The organism is Bacillus timonensis, assembly GCF_000285535.1.
In the GTDB taxonomy this organism is placed as follows: domain Bacteria; phylum Bacillota; class Bacilli; order Bacillales; family Bacillaceae_L; genus Ferdinandcohnia; species Ferdinandcohnia timonensis.
Genome location: NZ_HE610985.1, coordinates 1,503,047 through 1,519,471 on the forward strand (window position 1 = coordinate 1,503,047; position 16,425 = coordinate 1,519,471).

A 16,425-nucleotide genomic window follows, 5' to 3' on the forward strand; every position below is an offset into this window, starting at 1 on the left:
ACATCCCCTACAACAAATAGGGGATGTTTTTTGTTTAGTTATTTTCCTTGACAAGGTAATCAAGAATTAGTGTAGTATCTTTTTTACCTGCATCACTTAAATGCTTTTCATCATAGTCTTTAATTTTACTGCTAAGCTTACTGATTTGTTTATATGCCTTTTGATCGTTCTTTAGTAACTTTTTAGCATTTCTCAATTGAGCAATGATTGAAGTCTTTGTCCCTTTATTCCCTTCTGCTGCCTCGATAACTTTTATTGCATTATCAAGGGTTGCATTACGAATAACAACTTCAAGAGTCTGATCAATTTCAAGATTGTTATTCTTATCGATTGCTCGATAAAGAAGTGTATGTGTTCCTTCTCCTGTGATTGTGATTGGCTGCTTGTATTCAGTCCATTCACTTCCATTAAGGCTGTACTGTATTTCTTTAACACCAGTACCTTCATCTGTTGCAGCTAGTTCGACTTGAACGTCTTCTAAATAATCACCATTTGAAAAATCAGGTTCACTTAATGTTGCAATTGTTACTGGAGCTAAAGAATCCTTTTTACCTTCAGAGATTCGGCCTTCTGCATAATACTCAATCGGCTCCATATTTTTACTTCTGATAAAATCAACAGTAGCCTGAAGATCGTCTGGTCCTTGAACTGGATTCTTACCTAGCTCTAATAAGCGATATTTGTCACTACTATGTGGATACATATAATTATTTACAGTTACCGTATAGGTTTGAGTCAGATCTATAGGATCGCCGTTTGGCCATGTAATCTCCACGACCTCACCAAATTCACCTAAAGTACTATCCCATGTATAGTTGAAACCACCGATACTTACATCAGGACCATAACTACTAAATTGAGTGTTTAGTACTTTTATTAAATCATCACCTGTGATCTCTAGCTTCACTAATGTATTGCCGAATGGCTGGATATTGAATAGTTCATTCCAAGTGATATCCCCTGCATTCAAGTCATCACGGATTCCTCCACCATTCATTAATGCAAAATCACTATCCATCGCAGCAATCATACCGTCGGCGATTAAATTTCCTAATGCATTGTCACCGGTTTCCCCTTTAACAGCATAACCACCTGTCATATCTATCGCTGCATACCCAATTACTTCATTAAGTTTAGGGCCAACTTTTTCTAAATATTTTTCAAGTATACTAGAAACTTCAGGATCTGGTGTTACTCCTTCTTGAACGACATCAACTATTTCTGCTGATTTTTTCACAATGTCACCTGTGTTTCGATCAATTTCCAGATCCACATCAGCAAAGGCTTTTCCGTATTCCCAAGCTTGAACAATTAACTTTCCATCTACAACTGCATTTAGTTTCACATGATTATGAGCTGCAAAAATAACGTCTACAGCATCATTAATTTTCGTTGCAATTTCAGTAATATCTCCTGTTGCACTCTGACCTGATTGATTTCCAGGAACATGTGCTAACACAACAATTGCTTCTACTCCTAGTTCCTGTAATTCAGGTACATATTCGTTGATTGCTTCTGCTTCATCTGTAAACACAACATTTTCATTGCCTTTTGCAATAATCATATTCGGGGTATCTACAGTTGCTACTCCGATAAATCCAATTTTCTCTCCATCCACCTCCTGAACTGTGTATGGATCAAGTACTAATTCGTTCGAATCCTTATACTTTACGTTAGCTGCAACCATTGGAAAGTTGATACCATCATACTTATCTGTGCCATTTGGATGATCGCCACCGTTTATTAGGCGGACCATCTCATCCACTCCTTCATCAAACTCATGATTTCCAACTGTACCAACATCAAATCCAAGTGATTCCATCATTTCGACTGTAGGCTCATCCTGTAAAAGCGCTGATACTGGTGAACTTCCACCAACCATGTCCCCAGCATGTACAAGAAGAGTATTTGGATTTGTTGCTTCTCGTTCACGTAAATAGGTTGCTAGATAATCCATTCTTCCAAAGTTTGTTCCATCTATCGTTCCTGTTACATCAATTTTTCCATGTAAATCATTAACTCCTAGTAGCTGAACTTTCAGATTACCTTCTTCCTGTCCATCAGCTGCTGTGTAACCATTTGCTTCTGCTTCTTGTGCACTTGCAAAGAAGATGCGTTTTTCAACTGGTACCTCTTCAAAGTTTTTAGGTGCCACATATTCCTTCGTCTGTGAATTTCCCACATAACGAAGCAAACCTTTACCTTGTTCACGTGCACGAAATTCAAACGGTAATTCCAAAAGTGGATTTTCTGGATTCCAGATTCCTATCCCAGCATCTTTCGCTTTCTTCACAGCAGATTGGTACATTTCGTAATCAGATTCATCTCCAATCGGCCATAAAAAGTATGTAGAAGCATAACCTTGTTGAACCATCTCCAAATTCGTATTTAAACCGTCTGATTTACGAATAATTTGTGCTAATAAACGACCGTAATCGTCAGTCGCCTCTTCTCCAACCTTCACTATTACCTCATCACCAGGTTGTAATAGAGAGTTTAAATATACTTTTGCAGCATTTCCATGATCCAATTGATTTTGATCAAGCTCATTTTTAGGACTGTGATAGGTCTCCGGAGTATCAATGTTGACATAACGAACCTTTGTCGCTCCTAAAACCGGAGTATCTAAATGGATTGTATCTCCATCCACCACACTTTTAACAGTTGAAATATATTCTCCAACTGAAGATGGAGGTTCTGGTTGTTCTGCGGCTAACTGAAGATCAGCTTGTTTCTTGGAATCAATTGATATGAATCATATTGACTTAATATACCTGTCACATCATACCACTTTCCTGCTTCAAGCTTGGTAACATCTAATGAATCCTCCATCACACGAAGAGTCGTAGTATTAAATTCGCTATCAATAAAAGTAATATTATAGCCTCCACCTGCTGGTGTACTTGGAATATCTTTTATAAATCCATTTACATTTATTAATGAACCCTCAAAAGGTTCAGCAATTGATGCATCCTGCATGTCAGAGATTGATAGATTAATAGATTCTGGCAGTACTTGTCCATTCTCTAAAACCTCAATTATTTCTGGTTCAATTTCAGATAAGCCTTTATATGAAGTACTCTTTCCAATAACTTTGATACGATCGCCCTCATGTAATTCAGGGAAAGTTGCAGGGTCATATGCAAAAATATTTACCCCTGCCGTTTCATCCTGTATATAAGTAGAGAGCTTGCCGCCACCAATCGCACTGTTGTCAGCCGTAACAATTCCTTCAACTTGGACTTTTTGTCCTAGTTTTGTTTTTGCATCTTTAATAGAAATGGTTTCTTGTGGCACTGGCTCTGGTTCAGGCTCAGAACTTCCATCAGTAAATTCAATTGCTGTTGGGTTTTTTAGGCCAGAAACACTAAAATATGGTTCTAAATTTCCTGTAATACGAATCTTTTTACCAATGTTATTTGGATTCGTAAATAGACCAAATTCACTTCTGAAATTTTTTGTAACTTGCACTGTAAGTATTTTACTTACTTCGTTTTCTGTTGAGGCATCTGCTAATAGTAGATTGGTATCATCCCTAAAAGGAGCTTCAAAATCATAGCTTTTCACCCCATTCGCATAACCTACAACATACCCCTCAACCGTAGCACTTCCACTGTTATTCGCAATGGCTTCTGCCACTGTGATAACATTCTCCTCTGCCTGTACGGTAGATGTCAGCATTGGAGTAAAACTAGATAGAATAATAGCAATAGCCGCTAGTAAACTAATAAAACTTCGAGCCGTACGTTTTTTCATTTTAATCCTCCTATAACAAATTTTGGTTACACTCTATTAATGATATAGGCGAATTGTTTAGACAATATGAATTTAGTGTAAAACTATAAAACAGTTATATATCACTAGATTTACATCAAATGGGTATATTACTTTTGATGCATTCTTCGTCAGACCTTTGAGTCCTACTGGTTATTTTTGGAATAGGTATATTTTCACCCTTGTGTTTTTGATAAGATTGGGATAGTGAAATATCTTAGTGAGGTGACATGATGAACTTTTATGAAGAAGTATTGAAAAGAAAAGATGATCTACTTCGTGATTTAGAAACACTATTACGAATCGAAAGTGTAAAAGACCTTGAAAGACAAACAAAAAAACGTCCAATGGGTGAAAAAATTGGTGAGGCATTGGAAACAATGCTATCAATTACTGAGTTTGCTGGATTCCAGCCAACAAATATTGAGGGAATGGTAGGTTATGCGGAATACAGTCCTGCTAAAGCAGAGGATTATATTGGGATCCTTTGTCACTTGGATGTTGTTCCTGCAACTGGTGATTGGTCAACACCACCTTTCGAACCAACTATTCGAGATGGAAAATTATATGCGAGGGGTGCGATTGATGATAAAGGACCAACGATAGCAGCCTATTACGGACTCAAAATCGTGAAAGAACTCGGACTTCCTTTAAAGCATAATATTCGTATTATCTTTGGCACAGACGAAGAAAGTGGCATGAGTTGTATGAAAAAATATGCTGAAGTCGAAAAAATGCCATTAGCTGGATTTGCACCTGATGCGGATTTTCCCATCATTCATGCTGAAAAGGGGCAAATCAATGTAAAACTGGGGCTTCAAAAAATCTCTACTAATGATAGGCAAGATTTATCTCTTCTCTCCTTTGTTGCTGGTGAAAAAGGGAATATGGTTCCAGACGTTGCTGAAGCCATTATCGGTGGTCAGAATGATACACTTGTTCCGCAATTTTTAAAATATTGTAAGGAAAAAGGAGTGGAGTATTCATACTCCCTAGAAGGAAATCAAACCATGCTTAAAATAGTTGGCACCTCAGCCCATGGTATGGAGCCTCATAAAGGAGTTAATGCTGCACTCATTTTAGCTTCGTTTCTACAGCCATTTTCGTTTGAGGGTAGTTCGAATGACTACATTCAATTCATTTCCAAGACCCTTTATAACCAATTTAAAGGGGAAGGACTTGGGATTGATTTTGCAGACGATATTACTGGTCCACTTACCGTGAATGCTGGGATTTTTAGATTTGTGAAGGATGATATTGCCGAAATTCATTTAAATATTCGTTGCCCTGTTGAAACAAATTATGATGCTACTATCGAAAACCTAACAAAAACGGTAGAATCCTATAGCTTTAAGGTTACATCTCTTACTACCAAAGAACCACATCATGTTCCAAAGGATTCCCCAATGATTAAGGCTCTTCAAGAGGTATATCAGACGGAAACAGGTGAGGAACCTACTTTGTTAACTACAGGCGGGGCGACTTATGCCCGTTTTATCAAAAATGGGGTTGCCTTTGGGGCTGTATTCCCAGGCAAACCAATGACTGCCCACCAAAAGAACGAATATATTGAAATAGATGATTTATTAAAAGCGACTGCTATTTATGCACATGCAATCTATCGATTAGGGAATTTATGATTTCAAAAAAAGGTTTTTTCCTATACATCTAGGTTAGAACCTTTTTTTTCGATTTCTCCATGTTTGTCCATTTCACATTCTTTGCTCTATCATACGATGTAGTATCTCTTGATAAAGGAGGTGCTATTTATGGGCTATGATGGAGGCGGACACAACAACAGCTTTGCGTTAATTGTAGTATTATTTGTCCTATTAGTCATTGTCGGTGTATCATTTGTAAGCTACTAGTCGATTGGGTCTTTAGCGTATCCACCGCGTATCCCCATACTATCTCCTTGTAAGGTGTTTCAAAGGCAAAGCCTTTTGAAACACCTTTTTTTCTATCTGTGTATTTCTACCCAATTAATAACATCTTTAAAAACTTCCTCTTTATTAAGCTCATTTAATATTTCATGACGACTATTTTCGTATAGTTGAATCGTTACATCCTTCATTCCTACCTGTTTATACATTTTTGCAGCTTTGATAACTCCCTTTGAAAAATGACCAACCGGATCCTTATCGCCTGCAATAAAGTACATCGGTAATTCTATCGGAATAGTTTTATTCGCATTATGGTTATTGACTTTCGCTACTCCACTAACAAGGTCATAGAAAAAACCCGCCGTAAAAACTCCACCACATAGAGGATCCTCAATATACTTATCTACTTCCTTGTTATCTCTGGAAAGCCAATCAAATTCAGTTCTGGACGGACGAAAATCTTTATTATAGCTACCAAAAGTAAGCTTATTCATAAGGGGACTTGGTGATTTTTTTCCTTTTCGTGTACTCTCAAGCTTCGCAATACCGATTCCGATTTTTCCAATCAGGCCTGGGTCCCCACCTGTTCCTGAAAGGATAACACCTGCTAATTGATCACCATGTGTTTGTATGTATCTCCGTGCTAAAAAGGAACCCATGCTATGTCCGAATAGAAAAATGGGGACACCGGGATGATTCTTTTTAATAAGGTTGGTTAATTGAATCATATCTTCCACAACTCGATCAAACCCATTTTCATCAGCAAAAAAGCCAATCAGGTTGGCGTTCACACCTGTTTTTCCATGTCCTCTATGGTCATTCCCATAGACGATATAACCAGCATCTATTAACGCTTTCGCAAATAAATCATAGCGTTCTATATGTTCAGCCATCCCATGAGCAATTTGAATGATACCTTTTGTTTTTTCTTGTCCTTCTTTTGCCCACTTTTTACTGAATATCGTGACACCATCATCAGTCAAAAAGGTAAATTCGGTATAACACATGTCTATAGCCTCCTTTTATGTCTATTATATTCTTTGGTTAGAAATAATAGGAATAGAATTGGGAATAACCACCTATTTTCTTTTAGAATTCGGGTTGGTACAATAAATACATAGTAAATGCTGTGATGTTAGTTTCCTAGTATTGTTTCAACCGAATACTAATATTTAGGGAGTTTAAGAGATTAACTTGCAACACCAGGCCATTTCATTTCATGGAAGGTGACGCACTTTATGCAAATTCCCACCTGTGAGAGTGCAGGTTGTGAAACAATATGGGGACGGCATTTGTGGCATTCCCTTCGTATTCTAAGCTGGTTCCGTTTTTACGGAATCAGCTTTTTGTTTTTCAGTTTTCCACTTTCGTGTTTCCATTTTTTGTGCATATAATAGAAGTAGCATTAGAGAAAAAGAATAGAGGGGAATGATCAAAATGAGTACTTTTACAGTTAAAGGCACATGGACTGGAAATAGAAATGGGGAAGGTACGATTACCACAGATGGATTTCATACGGCGGTCTCTGCTCCAAAGCAACTAGATGGCCCTGGTATTGGTGCAAATCCTGAAGAATTATTAATTGCTGCTGCTACAAATTGCTATATGCTTACTCTTTCTGCTATCCTTTCAAATCGCGATATTGAATACACTCATCTTGAAGTTGAAACGGAAGGCACAGTAGGAAAAGAAGGAAAGCGCTTAATCTTCGAAAAAATCGTTCATAAACCCGTTATTTTCATAAAAGAAGCAGACGATGAACTTCAAGACAAAATCCTTAAACTTGCTCACCGGGCCGAAACAGCCTGCTTCATCTCTCAAACGCTTAAAGGGAATGTTGAGGTAACCGTTGAACCTGTTATAAAAATCGTTGGCTAATATGTTTTATGAATACCTCGTGTTTGGGTTGCAACCATACGGCGACAATCTCAATAGGGGGTGTTTTTTCTATTGGCCATAAATCCTAAATATTAGCCTATAAATCCAATTTATTAGCTATAAAACCAATTTATCAGCTATAAATTAAAATTATTAGCCATAACAGGCATCGGGACCCACTTTTCCCCCGGAAAAATCAAAAGGCAGTGTGTCAGCACACTACCTTTCTTAAAGATTTACCCTCTTTGCGATTGATAAACCTTTAAGTTTGAATAAATGATCTCTAAAAAGGGGGTTTCTATTCCTTTTTCCTGAGCAATTTTATACAAATAGCCTTGTATTTGTTCTGCTTCGACATCTAGACCTTTTTCCATATCACGCTGCATCGACGATTTCATGGTATACGTCATTTGATTCGTTGTTTCTAAATGTTTTTCCTCAATATCGTCATCGATTGGTGCACCAATCGCCCTCATCACAGACCCGATTTCTTTATATAAATTTAAAATAAGCTTTTGACCATTCTGCTCTTCACGGATTGGACCAATGGGTGATCTCATTAAAGTTGTAATACCTGAAAAACCAGTGATGAACATATATTTATGCCACATTTCGCGATTGATGGTATTGCTCAATTGAATGGTTGTTTTTGTACCAGACATCGCATCTGCTAATCTTTCGATACGTTCCGTTCTTTCTCCTGAAAATTCCCCAAATAATGCACGGTGATTCGGGCTTGTCTGTATAATTTTCCCCTCAGAATCTAATGTTGACTCAATAAAGCATAAACCACCTATTACATTTTGAGGGTTAAATATAGTTTTAATCACATCGACATGACTGTATCCATTTAATAAGGGAAGAATCATGGTTTCTTCATCCACATATGGCTTGATACTATGTAAAGCACCTTCGAGATGGTATTGTTTCGTTGAAAGAATGATGACATCAAATGGCTCTGCTTCTTCACCCGATTCGATTGTCTTCGGTTGAAGGGTTACATTACCATGAATACTCTCGATTTGAAGTCCATGTTCTTGTAATTGTCTTCGTCTATTTTCACGAACTAAAAAGGTTACATCTTCTCCTTTTTCGAGGAGACGCCCCCCAAAATAGCCCCCGACAGCTCCTGCTCCTACAACTAATATTCTCACAATCTTGCAACCCCTTTCATTGAAAATCTATTAATAGTATAACAGAAAAAAAGGCCCGCAGCGCCGGCCTCTTCAACGATTGGTTAATTTGATACATAGTTTGCAGCGGAACGAACTTCAATTTGAAGTGAGCCGCCGTTAACAGATGTTTTCAGAACAACTGGATAGGGACGATTGTTTGCAAACTTAAAGTCTAAATACGGATAAGCAACTGTCGCATCATGCCCAATTGGAACATAACCGACTGGTTTGGAGTGGTGATGGACCTCAATCATTTCAAGTCCCGCCTTTGCAACAGCATTATAAAGAGTACTTGAAGTTTGACATACTCCTCCTCCATATCCCGGAACAAATTCCTTATTCACGATTACAGTCGCAAGCGCATACCCGTTATCTTTTGAGGCATTTCCAACAACTGTATTGAAATAAAAACGGTCCCCTGGCCCCAACACAGTATTATTTATTTCATCTGCGGATTTTTTAATATTGAAGCTTCTTCCAGTTACAGAGGCATCAAAATAAGTTGTAAAGCTTCCTAAAACAACTTCATTAATACCTTGAACTTGTTCTTGTGAAACATTTGGATTCGTTTCTTCAATAGGCAGAACGACTTGTTTATTAAAAACAGAATTATCTAGTAAACTAGTAACAAGCTCATCTTCATTTAAAACCATTCGACTTTGACCTGCCTGCAGTTCACCACTAGCATTGAGTTTTGCTGGTATCATAGGTCGATCAATCGTTGCTGCTAAATCACTGGCTAACTGTGCAGCCTTGGCTTTTAATTCTTCTTCATTTTGAAAATCGCTCATGTTAAGCACTTCAATTACGCTATTATCTCGTGGGTCAATTACGGAGATTTCGCGTTGCTCAACTCCATGCTTTATTTCAATTGTTTCAACAGGCGCAACTTGATGTAGTTCTACACTTACCGGTTCTTTTTTCTCAATAAGACTACACCCACTCATTAATAAAACACCTAATAATAATGGCAAAGTTGTTTTCTTCAAATTACTCTCTCCCATAGTTTTTTTGGACAATATTACAAATGTTAAAAATGATTAACAAAAGAACTTACATAGGAATTTTATTAAACAAAAAAGAATATATTCCTATTTACTGCAGATTTTACATTTGCCTTCTTATACATGGGAATAGACTTAGATGATTGGATAATTGAAGTAAATTTGTTAGTGAGAGCTGTAGTTTAGCGAAAGTAGAAGGAAACCCGCTTCACCTCATTAGACGTCGGATAGCTTGTATTTGTTACTAACTTTTGTAATATTTGACATATTTTTATTATACGTTCTTTCTAGCGAACAAATCAACTAAAAAATCTGCAATCACAGGAAATGATTGCAGATTTTAAGGTTAGACGGAACCACAAGAACCGTCCCTATGGTTACACTGGCACCCCGGTTACTTACAGTTTTCCATGGCTGCGATTATGCTTGCACGGAAACCATGTTTTTCGAGGGTTGCGACTGCTTTGATGGTTGTTCCGCCAGGTGTGCATACGTCATCTTTGAGTTCTCCTGGGTGTTTTTCAGTTTCGAGTACCATTTTTGCAGCACCTAAAAGTGCTTGTGCCGCAAGTTTATAGGCTTGTTTTCTCGGAATTCCTTGCATGACTGCACCATCTGCCAAGGCTTCGATAAACAGATAGGCATATGCAGGCGATGAACCGCTCACTGCTGGAATGGCATCCATGTGTTGTTCTTCAATGATTTCCACCTTCCCAAATCCTTCAAACAGCTGAACAATACCAGATAAATCCTCTGTAGTTACATATGAGTTAACAGAGATTGCACTCATCCCTTCGCCAACTAAAGAAGGAGTATTTGGCATTGAGCGAACTGTCTTGATTGGTCTTTCAAACTGTTTCTCGATAAAATCAAGAGTTATTCCAGCTGCTATTGTAATGATGATGGTTTCATCATTGACAACCTCCTTAACTTCGTTGATTATATCAACATACGAATCAGGATGGACTGCTAAAAACAAATAATCAGCATTTATTGCTACCTCTTTATTTTTTATTGATGTTCTAATTTCGTATGTTTGCTCGACAAAATGTAGAGTTTCTTCTGTTCTTGCACTCGCGATAATTTGCTGTGGGCTGACAACATTGGAATTTACCATTCCCTGAATCATTGCTTGAGCCATTTTTCCGCATCCTATAAAACCAATATGTTTGTCCATGTTGAACCTCCTTTTGCTTTTTATTATAGAGAAACTTGAGTGATAAAAAAATATTGGAGGTTTATACATATTGTTTTAAACTACGGGGAAACTAATTCTAAAAAAGAGGTGAATAGAATGTTTCGATTTGAAAGGGTTCTTGATACAGTCTTGGGGTATACAGGATGGCATGACCTTACAAATACAATGATTCACAGTGAACAAGAACTACGTTATTTGTATGATGACGAAGAAGATGATGATCCACTCATGTAAATGTCAAAAATCTAGATGCTAATCAAGGGGCCCTACAAGAAGTAAGGGTCCCTTTTAAGTACGGCTATAACAATAACAACTAGCGATATGGTCATTGACCATCCCGGTTGCTTGCATAAAGGCATAGCAAATCGTTGAACCAACAAATTTAAAGCCACGTTTTTTTAAGTCCTTGCTTAATCTATCACTAATTTCTGTTGTGGCTGGTACTTCATCTAAGGTTTGAAAATGATTTTTAATTGGTTTAATATCAACAAATGACCAAATGTATGTATGAAAGCTTCCAAATTCCTCTACTACCTTAAAAAATGCTTTTGCATTTGTGATGACCGCATTTATTTTTAGTCGATTACGGACGATACCTTCATTCGATAGCAGTTCTTCAATTTTCTTTTCATCATATGTAATAATCTTTTCAGGTTCAAAGTTGTCAAAGGCTTTGCGGTAATTTTCTCTTTTTTTCAAAATGGTATACCAGCTAAGACCAGCCTGTGCTCCCTCTAAATTCAAATATTCAAAGAGCATGCGATCATCATAAACGGGTACACCCCATTCATGATCGTGGTAGTTAATATAAAGGGAATCTTCATTCACCCAGCCGCATCTTTTCAAAACTCTCCCACCTTTTCTTTTAACAAAATTATAACAGAGAATAGGAATAAAGACCGGCCCATCTTTATTCCCAGTATTTTTGTTTATTCTTTAATTCCCGCGAGCCACTCCTGGTAGCAGTCCTTACATAGTGTTTCTTCTCGTTCACCGTCAATATTCACAAATGCAACATAATGAAATCTTTCATTTTCAAAAGGATCTTGGCAATAAAAGCAGTTTGTCGTCATTTTCTTACCTCCTCATGAATAATTCTTTTTCTTATTTTTATCTATCCAACCCTTGTATTTTCGCGTTAATAATATCCAAATCTGAAATGCGTAGCGCCTTGTTTTGCCGACAAGTAAAAGTTCTGTAAAAAAAGTCGCTTTTTGACTTTTCTTGCCTCAGGTTATTTGACCTAAAAGGATAGGTTCTGCAGCTAGACAAAGAAAGAGTCAGCTTTTTGCTGACTCTTTCTTACATTTCAATATACTTATCCTGATCAATTCCATCAAAAAAGAAGCTTTTTTCGCCAATTGAATATAACTGAAGCTCATGCATAGCACGGGTACAAGCTGTGTAAAAAAGTTTTCTTTCATATTCTCTTCCATAAACCTCATTTGATGCATTATAAAGAACCACTGCATCAAACTCGATGCCTTTTGCTAAGTACGTTGGTAAAATTAAAACACCCTTATCAAACTGATAGGTCTCCTGATCCATAAGTCGGACATGGATTTTGTCCTTCAACGCCTCAAAAGCTTCCTTGCTCTCCGCTGCAGTTTTACAAATAACTGCAATTGTTTCATGTCCTTTTTCTTGAAGAGCTTCTATATTGGTAATTATCTCTTTATGAAGACTTTCTTTTGTTTCTACTCTCTTACATAAAGGAAGTGAGCCAGAGCGGTTAAACGCTTGAATTTCTTCACCTCCAGGGACAATCCCTTTCGAAAACTCAACAATTTCTCTTGTTGAACGGTAACTTTTTTTCAAATCAATGACTTCATAGTTCTCCTTCTCGTAAAGCTCAGGAGACAACAGTGTTAAGGCATGAATGGAATGTGCATAAATGGCTTGGTTGTAGTCCCCAAGTATTGTCATGCGAGAGTTAGGAAACAGCTGTTTCAAATATTCAAATTGGAAGGGTGAGTAATCTTGTGCTTCATCGATGAATAAATGACGAATTCCTGTATTTGATTTCTTCCCTTCAATCAAATCCTGTAAATATAGAAAAGGAGTTGCATCCTCATAATTCAACCGATTTTGTTCCAATTGTTCGATTGTGTACAAACAGATTTCATTCCATTTATCGCCTTCCTTTTCTTCTTTTAAATACTCGAATAATTGTTTGTAGATTCCTTTTATGTTTAAATATTCAAGTTTCTTAATCGCAACTTTTATTGGTTTAAAATGCTTACGTACAATCTCCTTCGCGATTAATTTTTCCTCACGGTCATAATCATCAAAGGTGTCTTTGGAGAACTCCCGTTTTTTCTGTAATTGCTTAAATATTTCAAGGTGATCTTCCTTATCCATTAGTTCAGCTTCCTGAAGTACCCAGTCTTTTTTCCGTTCTTGCCGTTCGAATTTGATAACTTCCTTCGTTAGCCATTCCGTCACTTTGGTTAATCGATTTGGTATTGAAATAGAAGGATGCAATGAATAAAAATACTCCTGAATAACATCTTTTGGAATAATTGTTTTACGTTTAAAAACAATATTTTTAAAAAGTAGACCTGTTTCTCCTAGTTTTTTTACATATGAATCAATAAGTTCCTTAAATCCAATGCTTGCCTTAGCAGTTATTGCTTGTAGTCTTTTCTCATAATTTGGCTGATTCATCGCAGTTAACATATATTCCATTTGGGAAAATGGATCTTCCACATCAAAAAGGTTTCCTAATCGATGTTCAACATAGCTTTGGAAAGTGGATTGTTGCATATTATCCTCCCCGAGCTCGGGTAGAACGGTTGCAACATAGCTATTAAAAAGGGGATTTGGCGAAAATAACATAATATTATTTGAGTTAAGCTGTTCACGGTAACGGTACAGTAAGTATGCAACTCGTTGTAAAGCAGCCGACGTTTTACCTGATCCTGCCACACCTTGAACAAGTAAATAACGACTTTTTTCATTGCGAATAATTTGGTTTTGCTCACGTTGGATTGTCGCAACAATGCTCTTCATTTGTGTGTTCGCATTATTTCCAAGAACCTTTTGGAGCATTTCATCTCCGATGGTAACTCCCGTATCAAACATGCTTTTTAAACGGCTATTTTTAATAATGTATTGTCGTTTTAACGTCATTTCCCCTTCGATTGTTTCAAAATGTGTATCATATTTTGCATGACCTGGATAATAATCATAATACATGCTTGAAATTGGCGCTCTCCAATCATATATTAAAAATTCTTCTTCGTCCTTATCTAGTAAGGATGCAATTCCAATATAAATGTTCTCTTCTTTGCCTTCCCCATCTTCAACAAAATCAAACCGGCCAAAATACGGAGAATCCTTGAGCCTTTCAAGAACTTTAATTTGTTTATGAATCTGTTGATGGTTTCTTTCTCGTTCACCTATTAGTTCGGATTGCTGTTTGATACTTTGAAATGTTTCAATGACATCATCAGGTTCATCAAGATTAACCGTTACATCTTCCCAAAACGTTTTTCGAAGGTCGACAACTTCACTTTTAGCGCTTCCTACTTTCGATTCTATAGCTGTTTGCTTACTTTCGATGACCTCCAACACATCTTTAAGTCTGTCTTGTTCCTGAATCCAGTCTGTATTTTGCTTCTCCATGAACACCACTCCTCGTATAGTGAACTTCTGTCTTAACGCGCTAAAATAATTTATAGTTGACAATCAAAGAATATTGTTATAAAATTATAATAGGGTATAATAGACGCGTTTATGAATAAATTCACAAAAAAAGACAGAACAATGACATCATACCATGTCGTTCTGTCTTTTTCAATGTATTTCACCTGTTTTTTACCATAAAATCTAAGGTTCTTTTAATTCCTTCTTCATAAGGTGTTGCTGGTAAAGGTCCGATTACATTCTCATATTTTGATCCATCTAAAACCACCGGTTCCTCTGTTAAATATAACATTTCAACAACCTCCCGCATTTGTTTATCAAAAATACCCAACATTCTAATCATTCCCTTTGTTACTGTTGAAACGGACTTTTGGTATTGTAAGTGACTCCTTGCAATATCTATTATTTCTACACCAGAAATCACTCCTGACGCTGGGATATTCCAACTTTGCCCATACGTATTTTCATGGAAGGCAAGCTCTACGATTGCTTTTGCACCATCTGGCGTATAAATATATTCCCGAGCATTATCTTTCTTTCCAACAAACATTGTCTTTTTGTTATTTATCATATTCTCAAATGTGTAATGTAACATTGCATTTACTGCATTCGGTCCATAAAAATCAGGAAAGTGGGCTATTAAAACAGGGATATTTGCTTGTAAAGCTATCTTCCCAAGCTCCACCCTGATTTTCCCCTTTTTAGTATGAGGATTTTTTGGATACTCTTCATTAATTTTACTTCCTTTTCCACGGCCGTAAGCGTATATGTTATCAACAATCGCAAGTCTACAATTCGTTAATTCAGCAACCTGAACAATATTTCTCATTAAAATGGATTGCTTTGCATACCATTCACTATATGGCAAATTAATTGCATGAAAAATAACATCAATCCCTTGTGCTGCATGTAAAAGATCTGTTTTATTAAATACGTCGCCCGCAACAATTTTTACTTTTTCTCTTGTGTTAAAAAGCTTTTCTAATTTTTCTTTCGTTCGTGCGAAAGCAATTACTTCAACCCCTCTTCCAATCAACTCTTCAACAATTGCATATCCCATTCCACCAGAAGCACCTAATACTAAAGCTCTTTTCATACAATCCACTCCTTTTAATCACTCTTTTTTAACCAACGGTCAATAAAAACACAAAAAAATATTAACATCTTAAATTACCGGGAAAGCATTTTACACTTTCCCATTAAAAATAGGCTTTACGATAAATTCAACATGAGACTGAGCTAAACTTTTAACATCTTCATAGGTTTGGTTACTTCTACAATAATGTGTTACAAAACCATGTATCGATAGGAAAATTGACCAAATATCCTGGATGTTTGCTTTTTGGTTGCTTAAGGTTGCGATTGCATTCGCAAACATTCCATAGCTTTCATGTGGTTCCTGTTGAATATAATTTTTTACCTCATCATCATTGATTAAAAACATTAATTCATATTGGCTTTTATGTGTAAGCCCAAATTCGATATATCCTAATAAAATCTTTTTCAGTTTTTCATCTGGAGGTAAGTCTTGATGAATGATATGATGTAAAACATCGTTAAGCATTGCAAAATCCTGTACAACCATTGCATAAAATAGATCAGCTTTATTGGTAAAATGGTAATAAATTGCGCCATGACTGTAATTTAATTCCTTTGCGATTTGACGCATGGAAACATGTTGATAACCTTTTTGAATAAACAATTCGTGGGCAACATCCATAATTTTTTCTCGTGATAATTCCTCTTGCACTTGTTTCCTTGGTGACATAAAACATGTATCTCCTTTTAATCAGATCCTTCTTGTTAATCAGATCCTTCTTGGCGTATTTCCACCAAACTAAATAAAATTAACCACTGTTCAATAA

At 36.7% G+C, this 16,425-nt stretch carries 15 protein-coding genes; 4 read left to right on the forward strand and 11 right to left on the reverse strand.

The genetic code is table 11. The features are described from left to right. Positions 1–34 precede the first annotated feature (34 nt). Positions 35–2,653: a 5'-nucleotidase C-terminal domain-containing protein gene (locus BTHG_RS24505; protein WP_083849053.1), complete on the reverse strand. Its 2,619-nt coding sequence runs from the start codon at positions 2,651–2,653 to the stop codon at positions 35–37. Between the two features lie 59 nt (positions 2,654–2,712). After that, positions 2,713–3,756 (reverse strand): DUF6359 domain-containing protein, encoded by a 1,044-nt coding sequence (locus tag BTHG_RS25720; protein ID WP_052307755.1) that lies wholly within the window; start codon positions 3,754–3,756, stop codon positions 2,713–2,715. A gap of 251 nt (positions 3,757–4,007) precedes the next feature. Between BTHG_RS25720 and pepV the strand changes: the two genes are divergently transcribed. Further along, positions 4,008–5,414 (forward strand): dipeptidase PepV, encoded by a 1,407-nt coding sequence (gene pepV / locus BTHG_RS07805; RefSeq protein ID WP_010283623.1) that lies wholly within the window; start codon positions 4,008–4,010, stop codon positions 5,412–5,414. Between the two features lie 129 nt (positions 5,415–5,543). Further along, a complete protein-coding gene (locus BTHG_RS26195; protein ID WP_083849054.1) occupies positions 5,544–5,642 on the forward strand; it encodes a YjcZ family sporulation protein in 99 nt (32 codons plus the stop codon). A gap of 92 nt (positions 5,643–5,734) precedes the next feature. On the opposite strand, the gene BTHG_RS07815 is transcribed toward BTHG_RS26195, so the two are convergent. Further along, positions 5,735–6,664 (reverse strand): alpha/beta hydrolase, encoded by a 930-nt coding sequence (locus BTHG_RS07815; protein ID WP_010283624.1) that lies wholly within the window; start codon positions 6,662–6,664, stop codon positions 5,735–5,737. Positions 6,665–7,094: 430 nt separating this feature from the next. On the opposite strand from BTHG_RS07815, the gene BTHG_RS07825 reads away from it, so the two are divergent. After that, the gene (locus tag BTHG_RS07825) at positions 7,095–7,535 is read left to right on the forward strand and encodes an OsmC family protein (RefSeq protein ID WP_010283625.1); all 441 of its coding nucleotides are present in this window, start codon (positions 7,095–7,097) and stop codon (positions 7,533–7,535) included. Positions 7,536–7,771: 236 nt separating this feature from the next. On the opposite strand, the gene BTHG_RS07830 is transcribed toward BTHG_RS07825, so the two are convergent. From BTHG_RS07830 to proC, 3 genes are all read right to left on the reverse strand, one after another. Continuing rightward, entirely contained in the window at positions 7,772–8,689 is a 918-nt protein-coding gene (locus BTHG_RS07830) for a ketopantoate reductase family protein (RefSeq protein ID WP_010283626.1), read from the reverse strand. 83 nt (positions 8,690–8,772) lie between these two features. Continuing rightward, the gene (locus BTHG_RS07835; protein ID WP_010283627.1) at positions 8,773–9,699 is read right to left on the reverse strand and encodes a VanW family protein; all 927 of its coding nucleotides are present in this window, start codon (positions 9,697–9,699) and stop codon (positions 8,773–8,775) included. Between the two features lie 409 nt (positions 9,700–10,108). Continuing rightward, positions 10,109–10,891 carry a pyrroline-5-carboxylate reductase gene (proC, locus tag BTHG_RS07840; RefSeq protein ID WP_010283628.1) on the reverse strand — a complete coding sequence of 261 codons (783 nt, stop codon included), beginning with the start codon at positions 10,889–10,891 and terminating at the stop codon, positions 10,109–10,111. Positions 10,892–11,008: 117 nt separating this feature from the next. On the opposite strand from proC, the gene BTHG_RS26715 reads away from it, so the two are divergent. Then, positions 11,009–11,146: a hypothetical protein gene (locus BTHG_RS26715; RefSeq protein WP_157256150.1), complete on the forward strand. Its 138-nt coding sequence runs from the start codon at positions 11,009–11,011 to the stop codon at positions 11,144–11,146. Between the two features lie 54 nt (positions 11,147–11,200). Here BTHG_RS26715 and BTHG_RS07850 read toward each other — a convergent pair whose 3' ends face one another. The 5 genes from BTHG_RS07850 to BTHG_RS07870 form a co-directional block, all read right to left on the reverse strand. Beyond that, a complete protein-coding gene (locus tag BTHG_RS07850; RefSeq protein ID WP_010283629.1) occupies positions 11,201–11,758 on the reverse strand; it encodes a DNA-3-methyladenine glycosylase I in 558 nt (185 codons plus the stop codon). A gap of 83 nt (positions 11,759–11,841) precedes the next feature. Continuing rightward, the gene (locus BTHG_RS27040; protein WP_010283630.1) at positions 11,842–11,985 is read right to left on the reverse strand and encodes a hypothetical protein; all 144 of its coding nucleotides are present in this window, start codon (positions 11,983–11,985) and stop codon (positions 11,842–11,844) included. Positions 11,986–12,214: 229 nt separating this feature from the next. After that, positions 12,215–14,539 carry an RNA polymerase recycling motor HelD gene (gene helD, locus BTHG_RS07860; protein ID WP_010283631.1) on the reverse strand — a complete coding sequence of 775 codons (2,325 nt, stop codon included), beginning with the start codon at positions 14,537–14,539 and terminating at the stop codon, positions 12,215–12,217. Positions 14,540–14,720: 181 nt separating this feature from the next. Beyond that, the gene (locus tag BTHG_RS07865; protein WP_010283632.1) at positions 14,721–15,656 is read right to left on the reverse strand and encodes an SDR family NAD(P)-dependent oxidoreductase; all 936 of its coding nucleotides are present in this window, start codon (positions 15,654–15,656) and stop codon (positions 14,721–14,723) included. Positions 15,657–15,746: 90 nt separating this feature from the next. After that, the gene (locus BTHG_RS07870; RefSeq protein ID WP_010283633.1) at positions 15,747–16,328 is read right to left on the reverse strand and encodes a TetR/AcrR family transcriptional regulator; all 582 of its coding nucleotides are present in this window, start codon (positions 16,326–16,328) and stop codon (positions 15,747–15,749) included. Positions 16,329–16,425 lie beyond the last annotated feature (97 nt).

What these genes read in the sequence shown, in the direction of transcription:
- helD (WP_010283631.1), bottom strand. Translation starts at nt 14,539, where the DNA reads ATGGAGAAGCAAAATACAGACTGGATTCAGGAACAAGACAGACTTAAA.
- proC (WP_010283628.1), bottom strand. Translation starts at nt 10,891, where the DNA reads ATGGACAAACATATTGGTTTTATAGGATGCGGAAAAATGGCTCAAGCA.
- BTHG_RS26195 (WP_083849054.1), top strand. Translation starts at nt 5,544, where the DNA reads ATGGGCTATGATGGAGGCGGACACAACAACAGCTTTGCGTTAATTGTA.
- BTHG_RS07815 (WP_010283624.1), bottom strand. Translation starts at nt 6,664, where the DNA reads ATGTGTTATACCGAATTTACCTTTTTGACTGATGATGGTGTCACGATA.
- BTHG_RS27040 (WP_010283630.1), bottom strand. Translation starts at nt 11,985, where the DNA reads ATGACGACAAACTGCTTTTATTGCCAAGATCCTTTTGAAAATGAAAGA.
- BTHG_RS07865 (WP_010283632.1), bottom strand. Translation starts at nt 15,656, where the DNA reads ATGAAAAGAGCTTTAGTATTAGGTGCTTCTGGTGGAATGGGATATGCA.
- BTHG_RS07870 (WP_010283633.1), bottom strand. Translation starts at nt 16,328, where the DNA reads ATGTCACCAAGGAAACAAGTGCAAGAGGAATTATCACGAGAAAAAATT.
- pepV (WP_010283623.1), top strand. Translation starts at nt 4,008, where the DNA reads ATGAACTTTTATGAAGAAGTATTGAAAAGAAAAGATGATCTACTTCGT.
- BTHG_RS07825 (WP_010283625.1), top strand. Translation starts at nt 7,095, where the DNA reads ATGAGTACTTTTACAGTTAAAGGCACATGGACTGGAAATAGAAATGGG.
- BTHG_RS25720 (WP_052307755.1), bottom strand. Translation starts at nt 3,756, where the DNA reads ATGAAAAAACGTACGGCTCGAAGTTTTATTAGTTTACTAGCGGCTATT.
- BTHG_RS26715 (WP_157256150.1), top strand. Translation starts at nt 11,009, where the DNA reads ATGTTTCGATTTGAAAGGGTTCTTGATACAGTCTTGGGGTATACAGGA.